Genomic DNA, 24,197 nt, shown 5'->3' with positions numbered 1-24,197 from the left:
AGGATCTTCACCTGCGTGGCTTCCGCCAAACGGTCGTCTCTGGGGTGGTCCCCCGTTCCTCCTCGTTCGGAATGGATCGTCATCCGACGACCCGATCTGAAGATGGGGATTCTACCCCTGGGCTCGGACGGCCACGTCGTTCGGATGGCCCGATCACCCCGGCGGCCAGGACATCTTCCGTCCGCCCAATAGGTGAAAGTGCAGATGGAAGACCGACTGGCCAGCGTCGGGTCCCACGTTCGCAACGAGGCGCCATCCGCTGTCGATCCCCTCGGCGTGCGCGAGGTGCGCGGCCGCACGCACGATGTCCGCGAGCACCTGTCCGTGGTCGTCCGTGATCGACGTCAGGTCCTCGATGTGGTCCTGCGGGATCAGGAGGATGTGTGTGGGGGCCTGCGGATTCGTGTCGCGGAACGCGACGACCGTGTCGGTCTCGTGAACGATCTCCGACGGGATCTCGTGCGCGGAGATCTTGCAGAAGACGCACTGCGCGTCTCGGGCTGGACTCATTACCGGGAGACTAGCCGCGGCGCCGAAGGTCGGCTTTCACTGACGCCCGCTTGCCTGCAGGCTCCCCGCGCAGCTCCGCCAGGCGCTCGAGCAGCTCTCGCTCCTGCCTCGAACCCGGCTTCGGCGTCGTGACCTGGAGCGTGAGGAACAGGTCGCCGCGCCCTCGCCCGCCGAGATTCGGAACGCCCTTGCCGCGAAGGCGGTGCGTGGTGCCGGAAGGTGTCCCCGGATTTACGTCGACGCGCTCGGTTCCGTCGAGCGTGTCGATCTCCACCTCGGCGCCGAGGGCCGCCTGCACCATCGGAACGTCGAGGCTGGCGAACAGATCCGTGCCGCGCCGTTCGAACACGGGATCCTCGTCGACGCGTAGCGACACGTAGAGATCGCCGGGAGTACCGCCCACCCGTCCTGCGTGGCCCGCACCGGGGACGCGAAGGTCGAGCCCATTCGACACGCCGGCCGGGATGTCCACTGGCACCGTGGTGTCGACAGAGATGCGGCCCCGCCCGTCGCACCGCTCACACGCCGTGACGATCTCCTCGCCGGTCCCCTCGCACGTCGGGCAGGGGTGTGCCGTCATCACTGTGCCGAAGATGCTTCGTCGAACGTCCTGCACCTGGCCGGCGCCTCCACAGGTCCGGCATCGCTGCGGCGACGTTCCCGGTTCGGCCCCCGTACCGTCGCAGCGATCGCATGGTTCCAGCCGTTCGAGCTCGATCTCGCGACGAACGCCGAACACGGCCTCGCGGAAGGCCAGGCGTGCCTCCGCGAACACGTCCTCACCGTTGTGCGTTCTCGTGCGGCGCGTAGCGGTTCGCCTGCGACCGAACGTGCCGGCGCCGAAGAACGCCTCGAAGATGTCGGCGACGTCGCCGAACGGAAACTCTCCGATCCCCCGGCCCGACCCGTAGAGGTCGTACTGCTGCCGTCGATGGGCATCCGAAAGGATCTCGTACGCCGCGGTGATCTCCTTGAACCGGTCTTCGGCGGCGGGGTCGCCGTTCACGTCGGGGTGGAACTCCCGCGCGAGCCGGCGGTACGCCTTCTTGATGTCGTCGTTCGACGCGTCGCGTCCGACACCGAGGATCTCGTAGAGGTCGCGGATCTGCGCCATGTCTTACGCGTCGACCTCCGTCGCGAGCTCGGACAGGCGGCGCGCGACGGCGCGGACGGACGCCATGACCGTGACGTAGTCCATCGCGGTGGGACCGACGACGCCCACGGTGCCGAGCGCCGTCGTACCCGCGCGGAACGGCGCCGACACGATCGACGCCTCCCAGTCGCGGGTGTGCGGATGCTCGCCCCCGATCGTCACGTTCACGTCCTGCAACAGCGTGACGTCGCGAAGGAGCTCGAGCATCTCGGACTCGTGTTCGAGCGCCTCGAACAGGCGTCGCACGGTCTCGCGACGCCAGTGCGCCGCTTCGTCGGCGAGGTTGGCCACGCCGCCGATGAGCACGAGGTGCGCGCCCGCGCCCGTCTGGATCCCGCCGAACGCATCGGCGGCGGCGAGAAGGAGCGTGCGCTCCGCAGGCTTCGCCGTCGGCGCGGCCTTCAGAGCCTCCGCGCGCGCGTCGGCCACGGTCTTGCCCCGGAATCGATCCGACAGCGTTCGGTCGAGCATCGTGAGCGCGTCATCCTCGAGCCCGTCGGGGCGGTCGATCATCGTTTTGTCCACGCGACCGTGCTGACCGATGATCAGGAACAGGAGCGAGCTGCCGACCTCGACCAGCTCGGTGCGAAGGACCGGCTCGTCCGAACTCGACGGCGGAACGGCCAGGCCGGCGTACTGCGTTACGCGGGAGAGGAGCTGCGTCGTCCCGCGAAGGACTTCCTCCAGGTCGACCATCGTCTCCGCGAAGAAGCCGGCGATCGCCCGGCGTTGCGCATCGCGTAGGCGACCACCCGGCGGAAGCGTGTCGACGTACTTGCGATAACCGGCGTCGGTCGGGATCCGGCCGGCCGACGTGTGCGGGTGCATGAGATAGCCGAGCTCCTCGAGCGCCGCCATCTCGTTGCGGATCGTTGCGGCAGATACACCGAGGCCCGAGCGCTCGGCGATGGTCTCGCTGCCGACTGGCTCGCCGCCGCGTACGTACTCCTCGACGACGGCGTGCAGAACCGCGATCTTCCGGGCTCCGAGTTCAGGTTCGACCATGACCCTTAGCAGTCTACCCCCGAGAGTGCTAGGGACTTCTGAGCTCATGACAACCGTTTGCCGCCTCCGTGCGTCCTACGCTCGAACCCATGCGCGTCGACGAGATCACCATTCGAGAGTTCCTCCACGCGAGCTATCCGCGGCTCGTCGCGGCGGTCGCGCTGACGAGCGGGAGCCGGCCCGCTGCCGAGGACGCCGTTCAGGAGGCGCTGCTCCGCGCGTGGGAGCGATCGGAGCGAGGCGATTCGATCGAGTCGCTGAACGCGTGGGTCACGACGGTGGCGCTGAACCTGGCACGAAGCGGACTGCGTCGATTGATAGCGGAACGGAAGGCGGGCTCTCGGCTGCAGAGCGTTGCCGGTGCCGACCTCATCGACTCCGAACGCGTTGATATAGAGCGCGCGTTAGCGAAGCTCTCTCGCCGGCAGCGGGAAGCGGTGGTGTGCCGGTACTACCTGGGGATGGAGACGAAGGAGATCGCAAAGGTGCTGAAGGTGAGCGAGGGAACGGTGAAGAGCACGCTCTTCCGGGCGCGGGGGGCGCTCGCCGTCTCGCTCGGCGTCGACGAGGACATGGAGGCGAACGACCGTGGCGCTTGATGAACGCTTGAGGCGCGAGCTCGAGCGGGCCGGCCGCCCCGCGGACCCGAGCGGCATCTACGAGGACCTGATCCGCCGTCGCGAGCGCCGCCGCATCGTGCGCAAGGTCGAGTCCGGGGTTCTCGCCATCGCCGTCGTCGCGGTGAGCGTCGCGGGCGTGTACGGGTTGTCGCACGTCTTCGGTGAGGATGCCGAGCGCGACGCGGCGACACCTTCCGAGACGAACGGAGAGATCGTGTTCTCGATCCCGCTCGAGCGTGAAGGCGAGGCGCTGATGGCGGTTTCGTCCGATGGCACGGGCTTGCGTCGGCTGACGCCGGAAGGCGGTGCCGACTATGGGTCCCCGGACGTGTCGCCTGATGGGCGCACGGTCGTGGTCGTGCATTCGATCCCGTCGTTCGTGAGCGAACAGGTAGCGGTCCTCGCGACCGTCCCGATCGAGGGTGGGCCGCCGACCTGGCTCACCAACGAGCCGGCCGTTGTCCAGGATCCGGCCTGGTCACCCGACGGCACGAGGATCGCGTTCAATGGAGACGTCCCGGGCGGGCCCTTCGGCATCTACATCCTGGACTTGGCCACCGGCGCTACTCACCTCATCCCGGGAACGGACAACATGTTGACCGGTGACCCGACGTGGGCACCTGACGGAAACCGCCTCGCCTTCCAAGGCGCCACGGGCGATTACCCGGGACCGGGGACGAACGACACGTGGGACATCTATGTAGTTCGGCTCGGTGAATCGCAGCTAACGAACGTGACTCGTACCTCCGATGAGAGCGAGGTCTGGCCTGCTTGGTCGTGGGACATGGATCGGATCGCGTTCGTCCGTGGCGTGCCGCGCGGCTTCGGCTTGTACACCATGGCGCCGGATGGGTCTGATCAGACACTCGTATTCGACGCGCTGCCGAACCTCGCCAGCCCGGCATGGTCACCGGATGGTGGGTCGATCGTGTTCTCGGCCGACACCGGACAGGTCTACACGATTCCCGCCAGCGGCGGAGAGCCGACGGCCGTCGCCGGCGCGCTCGGCGAGCCGGCCTGGGCGGCGGCGCCCGATGACGCGCCGGTCGTTCCGACGCCGACACCGACACCGACACCGACAGCGAGCCCCACGCGTGCCGGGAAGGACATCGGTCTCGGGTTCCCGGTCTGCAACGTGACGAGCGTTCGAGGCGAGTTCGCACCGGGCGTTGACGGCAAGGTGTACGTGGCGACGAAGGCGGGCGATACCGCATGCCCCGACCTCGGCGACGGCATGCAGGTGCTGGCGGTCGACGTCACCGGTGACGGACTGGCAGACACGTCGTACGGACCCCTCGAGTGTGACTCGTTCTGCTCGGCGTTCTCCGCGCCCGACGTGGATGGTGACGGGGTCGACGAGGTCCTGATCCAGAACGTTCAGTTCTCGATCGTCGGGCTGAAGCTGTTCGATGTACAGCTGGGAGACGGCGGAGCCGGGCTCGGTCCCGTGACGGTGGCGCCGCCGGGGTACCCGCGAGGCGGACTCGAACCGGGAGTGGAACCCCAGCTGTGGCTCGGTGGCGACGCGTTCGACATTGAAACGCTCCGCTGCGAGGACTCCCCGGACGGACGCGTGCTGATCCACACCACGGCGACGGAGGATCCGCCGGATTCGACGGACTCCGTCTGGCGGGCGACCGCGATTACATACTCGCTCAACGACGACGTCACTGTGACGATCGTCGACGTTCGGGAGTTCACCGAACCCGTCGGCCCCGGTCCGCCGTCGTTCCAGTCCGGCGAGACGCTCTGCGGCTCGAACCTCGGTCCGTCGCAGGCCTAGCCGGCGAGCGCGAGGACGAGCTCGTTCAACAAGAGCATTCCTCGCTCGGTCGGCACGAGCGCCCCGTCGATTTCGAGGAGCAAGCCTGACTCTACGAACGGGGCCGACCGCTCGTCTTCGATCCACGAAGACGGCACCCCTTCGAGGATGCGCAATCGGAGGAACACCTCTTCGAGGTGGGCGTCGCTCGGTTCGAGCCGTTCGTCGCCGCCGATCGGGAGCCGTCCATTCTCGACCAGCGACAGATACTCCTCGGGTGGACGCACGTTCCACCACCGGCCGTCGTCGCGGTACGAGTGCGCGCCGGCACCAAGCCCGAGGTAAGGCCGCCGCTCCCAGTACCCGAGGTTGTGCCTGCACTCGAGCCCGGGCTTCGCCCAGTTGGACACCTCGTAGTGGCGGAAGCCTGCCTCGCCGAGCACTTCGCACGCGAGCTCGAACATGTCGGCTTGCAAGTCGGCGTCGGGTGCCGGCACGACGCCGCGTTGTACCTTCCGCCCCAGCGGGGTCGACTGCTCGATCGTCAGCGCGTACGCGGAAACGTGTTCGGGCTGAAGGTCGACCGTCGCGCGCAGCGTACGCTCCCACGACTCGAGCGTTTCGCCGTTGGCGCCGTAGATCAGGTCGAGGTTCACGTTGGCATAGCCGGCCGCTCGCGCAGCGTGCATCGCACGTTTGGCCGAATCCGGATCGTGCAACCGCTCGAGCGCCGCCAATACCGCATGATCGAACGACTGCGCTCCCATCGACAGGCGGGCGTATCCCGCATCGAGGAGCCCCGATAGCCCCGCCCGATCGACGGTGTCGGGGTTCGCCTCGATCGTGATCTCGGCGTCCGAAGCGACGTCGACCGTCGAGCGCAATCGCGTCAGCAACGCTTGGAGGTCCTCGACGTCGAGCGTAGTCGGCGTCCCCCCGCCCAAGAACACGCTGACGAACGTCTCGCCCGACCATTCGTCGGCTGCGAGGTCAGCCTCTCGCACCAACGCCGCGATGTACCGCGATCGCAGGTGATCCAAGCCGGCGTATGCGTTGAAGTCGCAGTACCCACACCGGGTCACGCAGAACGGCACGTGCACGTAGAGACCCGCGCTCACGATCGCGTCCCCGCCTTCGTTCGGTCACCCTTGTCGATGCGGAGCGCCTCGATGAACGCCTCCTGCGGAACGTCGACCCGGCCGACGCGCCGTAGTCGCGCCTTCCCCTTCTTCTGCTCCTCGAGCAGCTTCCGTTTCCGGGTGATGTCGCCGCCGTAGCACTTCGCGAGCACGTCCTTGCGCTTGGCCTTGACCGTCTCGCGGGCGATGATCCGCGATCCGATCGACGCCTGGATCGCCACGTCGAACAGCTGCCGCGGGATCAGTTCTCGCAAACGATCGACCATCCGCCGGCCGTACCCGTACGCCTTGTCCCGGTGCACGACGCTCGAGAACGCGTCCACCGGCTCGCCGTGGAGCAGCACGTCGACCCTGACGAGCTCGCTCAACTCATACCCGATCGGTTCGTAGTCGAGCGACGCGTACCCGCGGGTGCGCGACTTCAGCTGGTCGAAGAAGTCGAAGATGATCTCCGCGAGCGGGAGCTTGTAATGGACCTCGGCACGCTCGGGCGACAGGTAGCTCATCTCCAAGAGCTCACCGCGGCGCGACTGGCACAGCTCGAACACCGGGCCCAGGTACTCGCTCGGCGTGATGATCGTGGCGAGCACGATCGGCTCCTCGACGCGGTCGTACGTTCCCGGCTGGGGCATCTCGCTCGGGTTGTGCACGACGATCCTCTCGTCGCCGCGGACCGCGTGGAACTCGACGTTCGGCGCGGTGGCGATGAGCTCGAGCGAGAACTCGCGCTCGAGCCGTTCCTTGACGATGTCCATGTGGAGCAGTCCGAGGAACCCGCACCGAAACCCGAAGCCGAGCGCCTGCGACGTCTCGGGCTCGAAAACGAGCGCCGCGTCGCTCAGCTTCAGCCGGTCGAGCGCGTCTCTCAGCTCCGTGTAGTCACCGCCCTCTGCGGGATACAGACCGCTCCACACCATCGGCAGCGGCTCTCGATAACCGGGCAAAGGTTCATCAGCTCGTTGCTTCCCCGCGATGGTCACGGTGTCGCCCACCTTGACCTGGTGCACGTCCTTCAGGCCGGTGACCAGGTAGCCGACCTCGCCCGCGTCGAGCGACGGCACGGGCGTCGCCTCGGGCGCGAACACGCCGGCTTCCTCGGCGTCGGAATCGATACCCGTCGCCATGAACCGGACCTTCGAGCGTGAGGGGAGCGCGCCATCGAACACGCGGACGTACGCGACGACGCCACGGTAGGGGTCGAAGCTCGAGTCGAAGATCAGCGCGCGGAGCCGCGCGTTCGGATCACCCGACGGCGGCGGAACGCGCTCGATGACGCGTTCGACGAGGTCGGTGACCCCCTGGCCCGTCTTGCCGGAGACGGCCAGGACGTCGTCCGGCTCCATGCCGACGAGCTCGGCGAGCTCGCGCCGATTCTCCTCGACGTTCGCCTGCGGCAGGTCGATCTTGTTCAGGGCCGGCACGATCACCAGTCCGGCGTCGCGCGCCAGGTGATAGTTCGCGAGCGTCTGCGCCTCGATCCCCTGCGCAGCGTCGACGAGCAGGATGGCGCCCTCGCACGCGGCGAGCGACCGGGATACCTCGTAGGTGAAGTCGACGTGCCCCGGCGTGTCGATCAGGTTCAGCTCATGATCGACGTCGCTCGTGCGGTAAGCGAGCCGGACTGCCTGGGCCTTGATCGTGATGCCGCGTTCCCGCTCGAGGTCCATCTTGTCGAGGTACTGCTCGCGCATCTCCCGGTCGGGAACGGTGTGTGTCAGCTCCAGCAGGCGATCGGCCAGCGTCGACTTTCCGTGGTCGATGTGGGCGATGATGCAGAAGTTGCGGATGCGGGTGGATTCGGTCACGGCCGGCATATCGTACGGGCGGGCCGCATAGGTCCGGCTCAATTCGAACGACGAAACCGCGCTGGTAGACTCGCCCGTCCATGGCCAACATCAAGTCGCAGATCAAGCGCAACCGCCAAAACGAGCACCGCCGCAAGCGCAACAAGGCGGTCCGCAGCGCCCTCAAGACGGCGTCGAAGAAGGTCACCTCCGCTGCGGGCAGCGGTGATGGTGACGCCGCCCTGGCCGGCGCCCGCGACGCGGCTCGCGCGTACGACCGCGCCGCCTCGAAGGGCGTCATCCACAAGCGCGCCGCCGCGCGCCACGCGTCACGCCTGGCCAAGGCGGCGAACCGCGCCGCCGCGTCGGGCGAGTAGCCCTCCAGGCGTCGTTCGTCACCTCCTCGGGTAGGAGTGCGCGGTGCGATACGTGGCCCTGGCCACTGACTACGACGGCACGATTGCCACCGACGGCGTTGTCCCGGACGACGTCGTCGAGACGATCGAACGCGTTCGCGAAAGCGGCCGCCGGACGATCCTGGTCACCGGCCGCGAGCTCGAGGACCTTCGCCAAGCCTTCGACCGACTCGACGTGTTCGACCGAGTCGTGGCGGAGAACGGCGCGGTGCTGTTCGATCCGGCCACGCGAAACGCCCGAGCGCTGACCGAAGCGCCTCCGCCCGCGTTCGTCGACGCGCTGAAGGAACGCGCCGTCGAGCCACTCTCCGTCGGTCACGTCATCGTCGCGACGTGGGAGCCGCACCAGACGACCGTGATCGAAGCGATCCACGAGCTCGGCCTCGAGCTGCAGATCATCTTCAACAAGGGCGCCGTGATGGTGCTGCCGGCCGGCGTCACGAAGGCGTCGGGACTCGCAGCGGCCCTCGACGAGCTGCGACTGTCGCCGCACAACGTCGTCGGCGTGGGCGACGCGGAGAACGACCACGCGTTCCTCGATGCGTGCGAGCTCTCGGTGGCCGTGGCGAACGCGCTCCCCGCCGTGAAGGACCGATGCGACTACGTGACGAACGGCACCCGGGGCGACGGCGTTCGCGAGCTCTGCGACGGGCTGCTCGAGTCGGACCTCGAGCTTCTCGACGAGCGCCTTCCACGTCACGACATCGTGATCGGGACCGCCGAGGACGGCGAACCGGTGCGGGTTCGGCCCTACCGCACGAACGTGCTGGTCACCGGACCATCCGGCAGTGGGAAGTCGACGCTCGTCACGGCGTTCCTCGAAGAGCTGGTGGAGCACGCGTACCAGTTCTGCCTGATCGATCCGGAAGGCGACTACGAGGAGCTCGAGCACGGGGTGGTCCTCGGATCTCACGACGGGGCACCGACCGTCGACGAGGCGCTCGACGCGCTCGTCGATCCCGACATCAACCTGGTCCTGAACCTGCTCGGTGAGCGGCTCGACGACCGTCCGGGCTTCCTGAGCTCGCTCCTACCGAGGCTCCAGGAGCTGCGCGCCGAGACCGGCCGTCCGCACTGGCTGGTCGTGGACGAGGCGCACCACCTGCTCCCGTCGGGCCTGCAGACGCCGGAGGCGACGCTCCCGCGACGGGTCGCCTCGGTCGTGATGGTCACCGTGCACGCCGACGCGATGTCGCCGGCGGCACTCGAACCGGTGAACCTGGTGCTGACGCCCTCCAAGGGAGCGAGCGAGTCCCTGGGGAAGTTCGCGAACGTTGTAGGCGTCGAGCCGCCGCGGGACGACGCCGTTCGACCGGACGAAGGGCAGGCCGTCGCGTGGTTCGTCGAAGAGTCCCCGATCGCGTTCGCCCCCGTCGAACCGGGCCAGGAACGGCGAAGGCACCGCCGCAAGTACGCGCAGGGCGACGTCGAGGAGAAGGCGTTCTTCTTCCGCGGACCAGACGACAGGCTGAACCTCAAGGCGCAGAACCTCGCGGTGTTCGCGCAGATCGCCGAGGGCGTCGACGACGAGACGTGGCTGTGGCACCTCGGCCGCGGCGACTACGAGAGGTGGTTCCGTGACGTGATCAAGGACGAGGCGCTCGGAGAGGTTGCGAAGCGTGTCGCGAATGACACGGATGCCGAGACGAGCCGGCGCGAGATCCTCGATGCCGTCTCGGAGCGCTACACGGTGCCCGCGGAAGCGTCGCCCTGACCGGGTCCGTTCCTAGATCGGCGTCACCGGAACGTCGGCCGGGTCTCCGGCGATCGCCGCGATCACCAACGGGAGCACCACGTCGTCGGTCGCGCCGGACTTCAGCGCGCGATCGGCCCAGGCCACTCGCTCGTGCACGAGGACGAGCTCATCGAGGCTGAACCGGCGGGCCTGATCGCGGTACCGCCTGGCCTGCCATTCGAACCGCAGACCGGCCTGCCGCGCGACCTCGCCCAGAGGAACGCGGTTGGGCAACGAACGAAGGCGCATCAGGTCTCGCAGGCGCGAGACGATCGCTCCGAGGATCGGAAGCCCTGCGTCCCGCGCCTCGAGTAGCGTTCGGAGCGATCGCATCGCACCCGGCATGTCGCGGGTGAACGCCTTGTCGCACAAGTCCCACATGTGCTGGTCACCGAGGCCTCGGAACTGCCTCGTCACCACGCCGCGCGTGATGCGCTCACCGGGGAACGCGGCGACGAGCTGTTCGAGCGCCTGATCGAGCGCCGCCGGGTCCTCTCCGATCGTTTCGATGAGCGCCTGGACGCCGTCGGGGGCGAGGTTCAGGCCCGTCGCCGTGGCGCGCTTTCCGATCCATCCCCCGAGCTCCTTGCGCTGCAAGCGCACCTCCCTCACGGACCCCACGCCCTCGACGAGCTTCAGCAGGCCGGCCGGCGGCTTCGCGCGTTCACCGACGGTCGCGGTGAGGATGAGGATCGCGTTCGGATCGGCCGCCGAGACGTACCGCCGGAGCTCGGCGACCGCGTCCTCGCGCAGAGCGCGGGCGTTCGAAACGAGCAGCCCACGCGCCTCGCCGAACAACGACGGCGTCGCCAGGTCGGCCGTCTCGCCGCCCACCCATTCGGCCGCATCGACCTCTCGCGGACGCACGTCGCCGAAGAGCTCGAGGGCCGCGGCGCGAAGGAGGAAGTCGTCGTGACCCCACAAGAGGTGGATCGGTCTCCTCGCGGCGTTCGTCGAACTCCCTTTCCGCTCGGTCACGCCGCGAACTGTACAAGCGGCCCCGACGGCGAGAACGACACGGTGATGTCGCCGGCCTGATCCGTGCGGAGCACCTCCGCTCCACCGTCGCCGAGCCATTGCAGGACCTCCGGTACCGGGTGCCCGTACGTGTTGGGTCCGACGCTCACGACCGCAAGCTCGGCATCGACCGCCAGGAGGAATTCCTCGAGCGACGTTGCTGCTCCGTGGTGCGGCACCTTGAGCACGTCGGCGCGAAGATCGACGCCGTCGTCGAGCATCACCTGTTGTGCGGGTTCCTCGGGCTCGGTGGCGAAGAGCACCGTGTCCTCGCCGACGCTCGCGCGGAGCACGATCGCGTCGTTGTTCGCATCCGACTCGGTGCCCTTCCAACACCGATCGGGCGAGAGCACCTCGACGACGACGTCCTCGACGACGAAGACCTCCCCGGCGCGCGGATGACGAACCGGTACGCCCTCATCGGAGACCGCGTCGGCGAGCCCCTCGCCGTCGGGCGAGTCGTCGGCGCAGCCCGGCTCGATCAAGAGCCCAACCGGTACGCGGGCCAAGATCGCGGGCAAACCGACGACGTGATCCGCGTGCGGGTGGCTCGCCACGACCACGTCGAGCCGCTTGACACCGAGTGCCGCGAGTTCCGTCGCAACCTGCGCCTCGTCCGGCCCACCGTCGACGAGCATCGTCACGCCCGCCGGCGACGTGAGCAACGCCGCATCGCCTTGCCCCACGTCGAAGAACCGGACGGTGAGCCCCGACGGCGGCCCCGACGAGAGCGCGGTCGACCAGACGAGGAGGGGCGCGAGGACGAGTCCCGCGAGCATCACCAAACGCGGTGGTCGCCGTCCCGAACGGATCCACCACGCGAACGCGGCCGCGAACAACAGGCCAAGCACGAGCGTCGCCATGCCTCCGCCGGTGATCCACGGAGCCGGCGCCCGAGCGGCGTGATCGGAGAGGATCTCGAGGTAGCGGAGCGGCAGGAGCGCGATCGCCGCGAGCAGGCGTCCGAGCGACGACCACACGATCGCGACGAACGCCGCCACGAGGCCGAGCAACAGGCTCGGGGCGACGGCCGCGAAGGCGAGCACGTTCGCGAACAACGTCGACGTCGGCACTTCGTTGAAGTGGTAGAGCAGCACCGGCGTCACGCCGATCTGGGCGGCAACCGTCGCGCCCGCCGCGAGCGCGATGGGCTTGGGCAGCACGGGCATGCGATCGGCGAGTGGCGTCGCCAACGCGACCATGCCCGCGGTCGCAGCGACGGAAAGCTGGAACCCCACCGACCACACGAGCGCGGGATCCAGTACGAGCAGGAGGAACACCGACGCCGACAGGATCGACGCGGCGCTCCTCGGTCGACCGAGCATCACGCCGAACAGCGTCAGACCGGCCATGACTCCTGCGCGCAGAACCGACGGCTCGGCACCCGTCAGCACGACGAAGAACACGACGGTCCCGACGCCGAGCGCGAACCTCGGCCATGGCGACAGCTTCAATGCCGCCGCGAGTGCGAGCACGGGCGCGAGGACCATCGCGACGTTCCCGCCCGACACGACCAGCAGGTGCGACAGACCGCTCGCGCGGAAGTCGCGTTCGACCTCTGGATCGAGCAGCGAGTCGTCGCCGAGCGTGAGCCCGAGCAGCAGGCCGGCCTCGCGCGAAGGGAACAGCTCGCGGATCGATCCGCCGACAAGCGCTCGAAACGACTGCGCCCACCTGACGAACGCGACGCTCGACGGGCCGAGCCGCGTCGCCGAATCGACCTGAAGCTCCGCGACGAGACCTCGGCTCGAGAGGAACCCGGCGAACTGCGCATCGTCGGAGACGACGGCGCGCCCGACTAGGCGGACCTGGTCGCCGCGCACGGCGTTCGGCGCCTCGCCGCGGCCGTCGACCCATACCGATTCTCGAGCCCGCGCGGCCGCGTCCTCCGTTTCCGCGAACGAGACGTCCGCGACGGCGCTCCATCGGTCGCCGTCCACGTTCGGATCGGTTCGAAGCGACCCGTCGACCGTCACACTCGCCGGCGCGACGCGCGCGAGAAACGCCCCCTCGATCCGGTGTGCCTGCGCGCTCCCCCAACCGACCCCGAGCGTGAGGGCACCGACGAGCGCCAGTGCACCGACGAGCCACGGCGGAGCGCGCCGACGCCGCAAGCGCGATGGAGCGACCGAGTCGACCAGCCGCGCGTCCTGCGGCTCCGACACCAACGGTTGCAACGCGTCGGTCGGAACGATCCGCGGCGCGCACCCGACCGCTGCCCCGAAGGCCACCGCCGTTGCGAGCATCCACACGAGTACTGGAGCTCGCTCACCGACCAGCGGACGCACGAGCAAGCCGAGCCACAGCGCCGCGGCAAGACCCGGAAGGAGCCAGCCCGTCACACCGTGACGAGCTCCCGGATGTTCTCGAGCGTCGCGTCGCCGATCCCGCTGACGTCGACGAGCTGGTCGACCGACGTGAACGGTCCGTTCTCGGTCCGGTGATCAACGATCGCCTGAGCGATGACCTCGCCGATACCCGGCAGCGTCTCGAGCTCAGCGTTCGTCGCGCTGTTGACGTTGACGAGACCCGTTGCGCCTGAGGTCCCGGTTCCGGTTTCCGTCGTCGGCGCCGACTGCGACTCCTTGGGGACCAATACCTGCGTGCCGTCGACGAGCGGCGCCGCGAGGTTGAGGCTCGACAGAACCGCGCCGGGTCGAGCGCCGCCGGCCGCGTCGATCGCATCGATGACACGCGCACCTTCGGCGAACTCGTACACGCCGGGACGCCGAACCCACCCGGCGACGTCGACCAGGATGACCATCGTCGGCGACGCCGACGCGGGCGGCGCCGCGACGAGGGCTTCGGACGGGCCGGAGCGAACCTGCACGGGCGCCGGGACCGAACGTACGTACCAGAATCCCGCGCCGGCGACGGTCACCCCGACGACGGCGACGAGCGCGATGAGCTCCGCACGCGAAAGCGTGGCGAGGCGATCGCGGATCGACTCTCCCGGCAACGCGCCCCCTCACGTCGACGAGCCCGCGCATACCGCACCGGCGGTCGCGGATGTGAGAGGGACGTCCGGAACGCTAGCGCACGCCTGGCGCCGCCGCCGTGACCTCGGTCACATGGACCGCCTCCGGTTCAGCCCAGCGTAACCAGATTGACCAGGCGCGGAGGCCGGACGATCACCCGGTGGATCTCGCGGCCGTCGATCGCCTTGAGCGCCCTCTCGGAGGCCAGCGCGAGCTCACGGCACCGCTCCTCGGAGGCGTCGGGAGGGACGTCGATGCGGTCACGGACATGCCCGTCCACCTGGACGACCAGCACGACGGAGTCCTCGGCCGCCAGTGCCGTGTCGAACGCCGGCCAGGACGACATGTGGACGGACGACTCGTTGCCGAGCGTCTCACGCCACAGCTCCTCGGCGACGAACGGCGCCATCGGCGCCATCATCTGCACGAGCGCGGTGGACGCCTCGCGCGCGCCGGCGCCACCGTCGAGCGCCGAACGGATCTCGTTGGTCAAGACCATCAGCTTGGCGATCGCCACGTTGAACCGGAAATCCTCGAGGTCCTCGGTGACCCCCTTGATCGTTCGGTGCGTCACGCGTCGAAGCGCCTCCGGCTCCTCCGCGACGCGGTCGAAGGCCTCCTGCACGGCGGCGAACACTCGGCCGAGCCATGAGTTCACGCCCGGACGCCGTTCCGGATCGGGCGCGATCAGCTTCCAGTCGATGTCGTCCTCGAACGGACCGGCGAACAGCATCGTCAGCCGCATCGTGTCCGCACCCCACCGCCCGACGAGGGGCATGGGCTCCACGATGTTCCCCTTCGATTTCGACATCGCCGCACCGCCGTAGATCACCTGGCCTTGGTTCATCAGCCGGAGCGTCGGCTCCTCGAAGCTCACGAGGCCCGTGTCGTGGAAGACCTTCGTGAAGAACCGGAAGTACAACAGGTGGAGGATCGCGTGCTCGATCCCGCCTGTGTACTGATCGACCGGCATCCATCGTTCGACGAGCTCGGGATCGAACGCCTGTCGCTCCTCGTGTGGCGAGCAGTAGCGAAAGAAGTACCAGGACGAGTCGACGAACGTGTCCATCGTGTCCGTGTCGCGAACGGCCTCCTCGCCGCCGACGGGACACGTCGTGTGCTTCCACGTGGGATGCCGGGCAAGCGGTGATTCGCCGCCCGGCTGGAAATCCACGTCGTCAGGAAGCAAGACGGGCAGCTGATCCTCCGGAACGGCGACCTCTCCGTGAACCGGACAGTGCACGATGGGGATCGGCGCGCCCCAGTAGCGCTGTCGGCTGATCAGCCAGTCGCGTAGCCGAAACGTCACCGCGTGCCGTCCCCGGCCTTGTTCCTCGAGCCACCGCGTGACCTGCTCGATCGACTCGGGTGAGCCAACGCCGTCGAACGGCCCGGAGTTCACCATCACACCCTCGTGGTCGTACGCCTCGGTCATCGTGGCGGGATCGCGCGGCTCGTCGGGCGGTTGCACCACGACGCGGATCGGCAGCCCGTGCGTACGCGCGAACTCGAAGTCGCGCTGATCGTGAGCGGGGACGCCCATCACCGCGCCCGTGCCGTACTCCATCAACACGTACGGCGCGACGAAGACAGGGACCTTCTCGCCGTTGACTGGGTTCACCGCGTGCACGCCGAGGGGAACGCCCTCACGGCTGTCCGCCTGCTCTCGATTCGTTAGAGGCGTTGCCGCGAGCTCGTCGGCGAGCTCCTTCGCCTCGTCACCCGTCCCGCCCGCCTCCGCCAGCTTCGACACGAGCGGGTGCTCCACGGCGAACACGAAGAACGTCACGCCCCAAAGCGTGTCCGGGCGGGTGGTGAACACCTCGACCATGTCGCCGGTCTCGGCGATCTCGAACTCGACTGCGGCGCCCTCGGACCGCCCGATCCAGTTCCGCTGCATGGTGACGACTCGCTCGGGCCAGTCGAGCTGGTCCATGTCGTCGAGCAGCCGCTGCGCATACTCGGTCGTCCTGAAGAACCACTGCGTCAGATCCTTGCGAACGACCGGCGTGCCGTCCCTCTCACAGAGGCCGTTGATGACCTGTTCGTTGGCCAGGACCGTCTGATCCGTCGGGCACCAGTTCGCCGGCGCGTTCTTCCGGTACGCCAGGCCCCGTTCGAACAGCCGGATGAACAGCCATTGCGTCCACCGGTAGTACTCGGGATCGCTCGTGTTGAACTGCCGCGACCAGTCGAAGGACATCCCCATCCGGCGGAACGAGCGTCGTTGTTGTTCGATGTTCGTGTACGTCCATTCCTTGGGGTGGATGCCGCGCTTGATCGCCGCGTTCTCGGCCGGCAGCCCGAACGAGTCCCACCCGATGGGATGCAGGACATTGTTGCCCTGCATCCATCGGTACCGGGCGATCGTGTCCCCCCCGCTGAACGCCTCGGCGTGCCCCATGTGCAGGTCGCCCGAGGGGTACGGGAACATGTCGAGCGCGTAGAACCGCGGCCGAGGATCGGCAGGGTCGTCCAAGGCCCGGTACAGGCCTTCCGACTCCCAGCGTTCGACCCACTTCGGTTCGATCTCGGACGCTTCGTACCTGCGCATCTCGAAGAAGATGCTACCGGGCGATCACGCGGGTTCCGTGCAGGTCAGGACGCTGCGGCGGCGATGACGAAGTGGAACACGAGGTACGCGGCCAGCGTGCTGGTCATGTCGCCGAGGTCCTTCATCGGGTTCACCTCGGTAACCGCGAACGCATCGCAGCGCGGCGCGAGCAGTCGAACGGACTCGATCGCCTGGGCGGTGGTGAGACCACCGGGTTCGTGCGCGCCGGCACCGGGAGCGTGCGCGGGATCGACCGTGTCGATGTCGAACGACCACACGACGTGATCGGCCGCCCGGACGCGTTCCTGGATGTGAGCCGCGACGGCCGCGGCGCCGAGCTCGTGGAACCGTCGGGCCGTCATCTGCTCGAGCCCCTCGGCCACGGCGAACTCGCGTGACCGCGGGTAGTTGAAGTGCCGTACGCCGACCTGGATCGAAGCGGCCGGGTCGACGCGGTCGAGCTCGAGGCTCCGGCGCATCCCGCTCGAGTGGCTGAACCGTCCCTGCCGGACGCTCTCGTCCATCAGGTCGAAGTGCGCGTCGAAATGGATCACGGCGACCGAGCCCTCGACGACGTCGTGCACGCCGCGCACGACGGGATAGAAGAGAGAGTCCTCGCCGCCGATGACGATCGGCACTCGCCCGGCTCGAACGCTCGACGCGACGGCGTCGGAACACGCATCGATCGTCGCGATCAGATCGTGCGGGACCACGGCGACGTCACCCCGATCGACGACGAGCTCGTCCGGCACGTCGACGAAACGCTCGGCGTCCACGTCGTAGATGCGGCCGTCCTGCGCGCGCATCCACATCCACTCGAGCGATTCGCGGATCCGTGGGGGCGCGTACCGCGCTCCGGGCCACCCGAGCGTCGCGCCGCCGTCGAACGGGGCTCCCCACAAGTCGAACGCGCGTGGCACGCGCGGATGCTATCGAGCCTGCCGGTCGAGCAGGGCTATCGGGTGGTAGCGATGAACGCGGGGATCTCGGACGCCGGCATCGGGCGCCCCAGGGAAAAGCCCTGTCCGAACGGACACCCGTTCTCGACGAGGAACTCGACTTCACTCTGGGTCTCGATCCCCTCGGCCAGCGGGATCATGCCGAGGTTCTGCGCGAGGTCGATCATCGCGCGGACCATGTTCGCGTTGTCCAAGTCCTCGTCGACGCGGGAGACGAACGAGCGGTCGATCTTCAGGATGTCGACCGGCAGGTGCTTCAGCCGCGACAGCGACGAGTAGCCGGTCCCGAAGTCGTCGATCGCCAGCTTCAGTCCCCACGCGTGCATCTCGGACAGGATTCGCTGCGTGCGATCGGGATCCGCCATGGCCGTCGACTCCGTGATCTCCACGACGACGGTCGTGGGATCGACGCCGCCCCTCTTGAGCTTTCCGAGGATGCGCTCGGGGAGGCGAGTCGACCACAGCTCGCGCGGCGACAGGTTGAACCCCACCGTGAGCTCGATCCCCCGCGACTGCCACTCGGCTTGTTGGCGGACGAGATCGCCCATGACCCAGTCGCCGATGGCCTCGATCAGTCCGAGCTCCTCGGCGAGGGGGATGAACTGACCCGGCGGAACGAGCCCGCCGTTGGGCTCGTGCCAGCGAACGAGCGCCTCGGCGCCGGTGACCTTCCGGGACGAGAGGTCGACGACCGGTTGGTAGTGAAGCACCCAGTCCTCGTGCTCGACGGCGCGTCTGAGCCGAGTCGTGAACGAGAGCTTGCCGACGCGATCCTCGTCGCCGCTCGTGAACACCACGTACGAGCCCGGTCCGGTCCGCTTCGCCTGGTACATGGCCGCGTCGGCGTTCATCATCAGCGTCGTGGGGTCGGTGCCGTCGCGCGGGAACAGGCTGATCCCGACGCTCCCCGTCGCGTAGAACAACGTTCCGTCGAGGTCGAACGGCCGCTGCAACGCCTCGCGCACGCGGACCGCCACCGATTCCGCGGCGACCACCTCGGCGTCGATCTCGGTCGTCGCCGATGGCCCGCGCTCGAGGTCCGCGAGCAGCAACAGGAACTCGTCGCCGCCCTGCCGAGCGACGAGGTCGGTCTCACGGGTGCACCCCCGCAGTCGTTCGGCGAGCTGCCGGAGGAGCGCGTCGCCCGCGTGGTGTCCCAACGAGTCGTTCACGAGCTTGAAGTTGTCGAGGTCGAGGTACAACACGCCGACGGCGAGCTCGTGCCGGCGAGCGCGGGCGAGTGACGCCTCGAGCATCTCCTCGAACAACACGCGGTTCGGAAGGCCCGTCAGCTTGTCGTGATACGCGAGGAATGCCACCTGCTCCTCGGCGTTCTTGCGTTCGGTGATGTCGAAGATCACTCCCTGGATCAGCCACGGTTCGCCGTCCTCGTTCCGGACGATGAACGCCTGATCGCTGACCCAGATGACGTGGCCGTCCTCGTGGACCATGCGGTACTCGTGCGTGAGCGACTCGCGGTTCGTGTAGGCCTCGACGTAGTCCGCCCACGCCTTATCGACGTCGTCCGGATGGACGTGCTTGCGCCACGCGTAATGGTCGGAAAGCCACTGCTCCTGCGTGATCCCGAGCATGTCGCGCACCTGCGGGCTGACGTAGATCGAGAACTCGTTCTCGTCGACCGGGTCGATGTACGTGATCGCGGGGATGCCCTCGACGAGCGCCTCGTACTTGGCGGCGGTCTCGAACCGCGAGGTCTCCAGGGCGTGAACGGCACTCGTGTCGCGCAACGTCACGACGAGATACCGGCGCTCCGGGCCTACGACCTCGCCGACGTGGATCTCGAGGGGGATCTCCGTGCCTTCCTTGCGTCTGCACGAGCCCTGGACGATCGAACCGATGGCATCCGACAGGTTGACCTCGGCGACGACGAGCTCGTCGACCGGGTGGTCGATCAGCTCGTTGGGACCGAACCCGGAGAGGCCGCGGACCCGCTCGTTTGCATAGACCACGCGCCCGTCGATCGCCGCGACCACCAGGCACTCCGGCGTCGCGTCCAGCAAGCGCCGGGCGTCGATCTCGAGTGGCTCACGTCCCGGGCCGGCAGTCGGGTGGCCGCGGCCGACGTCGATCGACATCGCTCTCTTTCTCCGATAGGCAGGCCTCTGGGAGAGCATCGAACCGGCTGAGGTCGGACCTTAGCCGCGTTCCTCGAGGCCCCACGGGGACCCGTGGTCGTTGAGCAGGTCGAGGAACGGGGTCGGCTCGAACGCCTCCGGGCCGAGCACGCCCGCCCCGCTCCAGGCCCCGGTGGACAGCAGTTCGAACGCGATCACCGGATTGATCGCCGTCTGCCACACCACCGCCTGGGCGCCGTCGCGCCCCCACGCCTCGTCGTTGTCGACGACGTGGTACAGGTAGACCTCTCGGCGCCGACCGCCGGTCCCCGTGCCGGTCACCCAGGTTCCCGCGCAGGTCTTCCCCCGCATCCTGTCCCCGAGCGTTGCCGGATCCGGCAGCACGGCCGCGACGACGTCGCGCGGAGAGACCTCCGCGCCTCCGACGGGGACACGCTCGGTGCGGTCCAGGCCGAGCTTGTGCAACGTCTGCAGCACCTCGATGAACTCGGCGCCGAGCCCGTACTTGAACGTCACGCGCTCGCAGTCGATCCTCCGCGGAACGAGAACGACCTCCTCGTGCTCCACGTTCACGCACTCGAGCGGCCCGATCCCGTCGGGGAATATGAAGATCTCGGGCTCGCTGAACGGCGCTGTCGTGAACCAGCTGCGCTCGCGTTCCCAGATCAGCGGCGGGTTCAAGCACTCCTCGATCGCCGTCCAGATCGAGAACGTCGGGGCGAACTCGTACGCCTCGATCACGATGTTCGCGCCGTCGCGCACGCCGATCTGATCGATGCCGTCGAAGAGCTCGTCGGCGGCGTACCGCGCGAAGACGTCCGACATGCCGGGCTCCACGCCGCAGCCGACCAGCGCGAGTAGTCCACGCTCCTCCCACCGGTCGGCCTCGGCGAACTGATCGTCGCCGAGCTTCTTCCCCACGACCTCGTAGGGACGCTCCGGATGTGGCTCCGAGAGCGACATCGCCATGTCCATGTACGTCGCGCCGACGTCGAACGCCGCCCGGAAAACCGGCATGACGAACCGAGGGTCGACGGCGTTGAGGATCGCGTCGCAGCGATGTTCCTCTGCGACAGCGGCGACCGACGCGGCATCGGATGCATCGACGCGGGCGGCGACGAACCGTTCGTCGTCGTACCGCTCGACGACGCGACGCGCCTTCGCTTCCTCGTAGTCGGCGAAGACGATCGTCTCGTAGAAGTCGCGGCGGGAGGCGATCGGCGCCACCGCGCTTCCGACGCCTCCGGCTCCCACGACGAGGATGCGCATGAGCCGCGGAGTCTAGCGGGAGGGTTCCGCTCTACTCGCTCGGTTTCAGCTTCTCGAGCCGCCGCTCCAGACGTTTCCGCTCGAGCTCCGCTCCTCGGTGTGCGGCTTCGGCGTCGCGGAGCGCCTCTCGCGCCTCGGTCCGGCGTCGGTCGAGATCGTCGTACCGCGTTCGCGTGCGCTCGACCGATTCACCAGTGCGTCGCGCCATCGACTGTGCGGCTCGGAGCTCGCGTTCAACCGTGCGCGCCTCCTCCGCACGCTCGTGGGCCTTCGCACCCGCGCGCTCACGCTCTGCCGTCGCCTCCGCGGCTTTCGATCGCCCTCCTCCCTCGAGCACACGGAGCCCGCCCTCGCCGAAACTCGACGGCGGACGGAGGGGGCGCTCGAGCCGTCCGGCCCGGAGCCGCTCGGCGGCCTCCTCGTCCGCGGCAGCGGCCTCGAGCGTCGACGTGATCTCTTCCTCGTGCGGTCCCGAAGCGGTGCCGGTGCCCTGGAGGATCTCCGCGGCGACATGCGCGAGTCGCGCGACGAGCGCCCGCCGAGCTTCGCTCGCCTCACGCAGCGGTCCGGCGTCACCGCCGGAGATCGCCCGGCGTTGAGCATCGCGAAGGCGAGCCCCGAGCTCGACGACGTCCGACACGCCGCGGGGGTCCTGGCGCGCGAGCTGGTTCAGTGCCCACGCGGGCACGGTCGGCTTGCGCAGCCCCTTCACACGATCCGCGGCCTCGCGGTCTCCGGTCGCTCGCAGCCGCTTCGCAAGCGCGTCGCGTTCGGGGATGAACCGGTCGGGCGGCATCCCGAACAGCGAGTCGATCTGCTGGTCGAGCTCGTCAGCCACGCTGGTCCTCCGTCCCCGCGAGTCTGCACAACATCTTCCGACAGACGGGGCCCTCATGCCGGACCGGCGAGATCAGCGGCGACCGGCCTCGATCTCCGCGACGACGGCGTGTGCGAACGGCAGGACCTGTGCCCGCAGGTCCTCCCACGACTCGTTCCCTCGTAGGTATCCCTCGCGCGCCCGCGCCAGCACGGGACGATGTTCCCGAGCTAACCGCTCGAGTGCCCATTCGGCGGCCGCGTCCTTGGACCGGATCCGTCCCGTCACGACGGTGTTCCACATCCGCGCGAGGGTCAGGACGACGTTGCGCGTGTCCCAGTCGATGTCGTCGATCAGACCGGGGATGTCTGCAACGAGCGCCGCGGCTAGATCGCGCGGAGGCACCTCGTCGAACGTCGTGCCCGCGGCCGAGCCGGTCATGGTCACGTCGCCGAGTCGGACCATGGTGACGAGGATTGCAACGTCCGGATCGATCGTCGGCCGGAAGAGGTCGGGATCACCGCGCTCGAACCGCTCCCGCAGCCACTCCCCGTACTGGAAGTCTCGTCGCGGCGGATACCGCCACGGTCGTACCTCCGACGCCGCCACGATCGTGAGCTCGATCGGACGCTGCCCATCACCCCGCGAACGATCCCCGGATACCGCGAGCAGACCGGAGGCGATCTTCCGCTTCTCATCATCGGTCGTTTCTCGCGCCGAGACGGCCAGCACGTCGAGGTCGCTGTCTGCCCGGAGGCCGCCGAGGACCGCCGACCCGTGCAGGTACGCGCCGACCAAAGCGTCGCCTAGCGCGTCGCGAAGGACGGCAACGACCTCCTCGATCTGACCACGATCGGTCGCGGTGAGGCGGTCCGGCAGATCTGATGGGGTCGTGGTCCTCCTCGATTCAGGAGCCCGGTTCGCGACCGAAGGCGCGGAACGGTTCGGGGTCGTACTCGCTCAGCGCTCGAGGCCATCCGGTGAGCGCTTCGTGGATGGCGACGTCCTCCCGCACGAGCCATGCGAGATGCCGAAGGCCGTGCTCGACGACCTGAGTCAGGTGCACCTCTGGCGGAGGACCGGTCGCGCGTCCCCGTGCCAGCTCCACTCGCGCCACGAGCTCGACCTCGTGCGTGGTCGGGACGTGCCCGGGCGGCTCGACGATGACGAGGAACGTGAGGAGGATCGATCGGTCCACGACCCTCCACGACGTCGAGTGGACCATGATCGGTATCAGACCGAGGCTCGCGACGGCATCGACGATGGCTTCGTGCGGGTCGAGGTTCGGATCCCATGATGCCCGCAACGTTTGGCTGCCGAGCGGAGACACGTGCTGGATCCCCTCTTCGTCCAGATAGAGGACGATCGCTTCGAGCGACGAGCCATCCACGCCCGAACCCTAGCGGCGATGCGCCACCAACCCAGTTAGCGCCATATCGCGGTTCTTGGCACTTCCTAGCCCGTCTGACCGACTTTCACGGCCCGCGCACGAGGGCTAAGGTCGATGCGTGGCTGATGGCGATCCTGCCGTTCCCACCTACGCCCCTAGCCTTCCCGCGTTCGTCACGCGCTCCGCAGCGCGACGGCGCATCGTGGATGAAGAGTGGGAGACGGTCGAGCAGATAGAGCGGCGAACCAAGGAAATCAAGGACCAGTGCGAAGCGGCGCGGGAAGCCCTCCGCAGTCTCAGCGAGACCTTGGACCGAGAGTTCGTCTAGCCATCCAGGTCGAGCTCACCGCTCTTCCCGATCGGTAGCTAGTGCATCTGCGCTCGCATGGCCGGCAATCAGTGCTCCTCAATGGCCAGAAGGATCTGCTGGGCGAGAGCGGCAGTGGTGTCCTCCTCGCGCAGCGTCCACCAGAGGTCATGTCTCTGAGGGAGGACCTCCCCCATTCGCTTCCACCATCCCGGTCCGCCGCGCATGTTCGGCGTCGGTTTGGCCGGAACGGAGGCGGTTCCCCGCCTCCGTTCCGGGTTGATGCCAGCTCCTTGCTTATCAGACGTACGGTTCGTAATACGTTCCGAGCCGCGTCCGGTAATCGTCGTCGAACCGCGTGGGATCGAACTCAGGAGAGTTCTTGATCTGCTCCTTCGACAGGCTGACGAAGATCGCCTGATCATCGATGTCGATCCGCTCAATCGTCCCGGCCGGGATGACGACCTTCCGGCCGAGAATCCACGGACCGGTATCTACGACAAGGTGAGCGCGGCCGGTCTCCTCGGTAGCCTCATCGACCTTCCCGATCGAGCCATCTCGCGCCTGAACGTCACAGCCGACAAGCGCCTTCCTCGTTGCTTGCACGTCCGCGGGGTACGTCCACAGATCCGTATGCGGCATCAGCGACACCTCCTCCTGTTCCGCGGCCGTCACATACCCACGCG

General features: G+C 68.2%; 20 protein-coding genes. 4 read left to right on the top strand and 16 right to left on the bottom strand.

Features of this window, described 5'->3' with window-relative positions:
* Positions 1-153 precede the first annotated feature (153 nt).
* The 3 genes from VFA08_02485 to hrcA are packed head-to-tail and all read right to left on the bottom strand — an operon-like array spanning position 154 to position 2,668.
* Complete coding sequence (locus VFA08_02485) at positions 154-510, bottom strand: histidine triad nucleotide-binding protein (GenBank protein ID HYZ12456.1); 357 nt, start codon at positions 508-510, stop codon at positions 154-156.
* A gap of 10 nt (positions 511-520) precedes the next feature.
* Positions 521-1,624 (bottom strand): molecular chaperone DnaJ, encoded by a 1,104-nt coding sequence (gene dnaJ / locus VFA08_02480; GenBank protein ID HYZ12455.1) that lies wholly within the window; start codon positions 1,622-1,624, stop codon positions 521-523.
* 3 nt (positions 1,625-1,627) lie between these two features.
* The gene (hrcA, locus tag VFA08_02475) at positions 1,628-2,668 is read right to left on the bottom strand and encodes a heat-inducible transcriptional repressor HrcA (GenBank protein ID HYZ12454.1); all 1,041 of its coding nucleotides are present in this window, start codon (positions 2,666-2,668) and stop codon (positions 1,628-1,630) included.
* Between the two features lie 89 nt (positions 2,669-2,757).
* Between hrcA and VFA08_02470 the strand changes: the two genes are divergently transcribed.
* Together VFA08_02470 and VFA08_02465 are read left to right on the top strand one after the other, a co-directional pair.
* On the top strand, positions 2,758-3,267 hold the full coding sequence (locus VFA08_02470) for a sigma-70 family RNA polymerase sigma factor (GenBank protein ID HYZ12453.1): 510 nt from the start codon (positions 2,758-2,760) through the stop codon (positions 3,265-3,267).
* Positions 3,257-5,071 (top strand): hypothetical protein, encoded by a 1,815-nt coding sequence (locus VFA08_02465; GenBank protein HYZ12452.1) that lies wholly within the window; start codon positions 3,257-3,259, stop codon positions 5,069-5,071. The genes VFA08_02470 and VFA08_02465 overlap by 11 nt, the downstream gene beginning before the upstream one ends.
* On the opposite strand, the gene hemW is transcribed toward VFA08_02465, so the two are convergent.
* Positions 5,068-6,168 carry a radical SAM family heme chaperone HemW gene (hemW, locus tag VFA08_02460; GenBank protein ID HYZ12451.1) on the bottom strand — a complete coding sequence of 367 codons (1,101 nt, stop codon included), beginning with the start codon at positions 6,166-6,168 and terminating at the stop codon, positions 5,068-5,070. The genes VFA08_02465 and hemW overlap by 4 nt on opposite strands.
* Positions 6,165-8,003 carry a translation elongation factor 4 gene (gene lepA / locus VFA08_02455; protein ID HYZ12450.1) on the bottom strand — a complete coding sequence of 613 codons (1,839 nt, stop codon included), beginning with the start codon at positions 8,001-8,003 and terminating at the stop codon, positions 6,165-6,167. The genes hemW and lepA overlap by 4 nt, the downstream gene beginning before the upstream one ends.
* Before the next feature lie 71 nt (positions 8,004-8,074).
* On the opposite strand from lepA, the gene rpsT reads away from it, so the two are divergent.
* Both rpsT and VFA08_02445 read left to right on the top strand, forming a co-directional pair.
* Positions 8,075-8,350 carry a 30S ribosomal protein S20 gene (gene rpsT / locus VFA08_02450; GenBank protein HYZ12449.1) on the top strand — a complete coding sequence of 92 codons (276 nt, stop codon included), beginning with the start codon at positions 8,075-8,077 and terminating at the stop codon, positions 8,348-8,350.
* A 43-nt stretch (positions 8,351-8,393) separates the two neighbouring features.
* The gene (locus VFA08_02445; protein ID HYZ12448.1) at positions 8,394-10,103 is read left to right on the top strand and encodes an HAD-IIB family hydrolase; all 1,710 of its coding nucleotides are present in this window, start codon (positions 8,394-8,396) and stop codon (positions 10,101-10,103) included.
* A gap of 12 nt (positions 10,104-10,115) precedes the next feature.
* On the opposite strand, the gene holA is transcribed toward VFA08_02445, so the two are convergent.
* From holA to VFA08_02390, 11 genes are all read right to left on the bottom strand, one after another.
* Complete coding sequence (gene holA / locus VFA08_02440) at positions 10,116-11,102, bottom strand: DNA polymerase III subunit delta (GenBank protein ID HYZ12447.1); 987 nt, start codon at positions 11,100-11,102, stop codon at positions 10,116-10,118.
* The gene (locus tag VFA08_02435) at positions 11,099-13,483 is read right to left on the bottom strand and encodes a DNA internalization-related competence protein ComEC/Rec2 (GenBank protein ID HYZ12446.1); all 2,385 of its coding nucleotides are present in this window, start codon (positions 13,481-13,483) and stop codon (positions 11,099-11,101) included. The genes holA and VFA08_02435 overlap by 4 nt, the downstream gene beginning before the upstream one ends.
* Entirely contained in the window at positions 13,480-14,100 is a 621-nt protein-coding gene (locus VFA08_02430; GenBank protein ID HYZ12445.1) for a ComEA family DNA-binding protein, read from the bottom strand. Before VFA08_02430 ends, VFA08_02435 begins: the two co-directional genes overlap by 4 nt.
* A 128-nt stretch (positions 14,101-14,228) precedes the next feature.
* A complete protein-coding gene (gene leuS / locus VFA08_02425) occupies positions 14,229-16,673 on the bottom strand; it encodes a leucine--tRNA ligase (GenBank protein ID HYZ12444.1) in 2,445 nt (814 codons plus the stop codon).
* Positions 16,674-16,717: 44 nt separating this feature from the next.
* A complete protein-coding gene (locus VFA08_02420; GenBank protein HYZ12443.1) occupies positions 16,718-17,593 on the bottom strand; it encodes an arginase family protein in 876 nt (291 codons plus the stop codon).
* A gap of 35 nt (positions 17,594-17,628) precedes the next feature.
* The gene (locus tag VFA08_02415) at positions 17,629-19,728 is read right to left on the bottom strand and encodes an EAL domain-containing protein (GenBank protein ID HYZ12442.1); all 2,100 of its coding nucleotides are present in this window, start codon (positions 19,726-19,728) and stop codon (positions 17,629-17,631) included.
* A 60-nt stretch (positions 19,729-19,788) separates the two neighbouring features.
* Positions 19,789-20,997, bottom strand: a complete 1,209-nt coding sequence (locus tag VFA08_02410; GenBank protein HYZ12441.1) for a saccharopine dehydrogenase C-terminal domain-containing protein — start codon at positions 20,995-20,997, stop codon at positions 19,789-19,791.
* Between the two features lie 31 nt (positions 20,998-21,028).
* On the bottom strand, positions 21,029-21,835 hold the full coding sequence (locus VFA08_02405; protein HYZ12440.1) for a hypothetical protein: 807 nt from the start codon (positions 21,833-21,835) through the stop codon (positions 21,029-21,031).
* Positions 21,836-21,907: 72 nt separating this feature from the next.
* Entirely contained in the window at positions 21,908-22,657 is a 750-nt protein-coding gene (locus VFA08_02400; GenBank protein ID HYZ12439.1) for an aminoglycoside adenylyltransferase family protein, read from the bottom strand.
* A gap of 64 nt (positions 22,658-22,721) precedes the next feature.
* Positions 22,722-23,204, bottom strand: coding sequence for a hypothetical protein (locus VFA08_02395; GenBank protein ID HYZ12438.1), 483 nt, complete (start codon positions 23,202-23,204; stop codon positions 22,722-22,724).
* Positions 23,205-23,811: 607 nt separating this feature from the next.
* Positions 23,812-24,153: a PRC-barrel domain-containing protein gene (locus VFA08_02390; GenBank protein ID HYZ12437.1), complete on the bottom strand. Its 342-nt coding sequence runs from the start codon at positions 24,151-24,153 to the stop codon at positions 23,812-23,814.
* Positions 24,154-24,197 lie beyond the last annotated feature (44 nt).

The sequence above is a fragment of the Actinomycetota bacterium genome (genome assembly GCA_035640355.1).
In the GTDB taxonomy this organism is placed as follows: domain Bacteria; phylum Actinomycetota; class UBA4738; order UBA4738; family HRBIN12; genus CALGFI01.
This window is presented reverse-complemented; position numbering and strand designations above follow the sequence as displayed.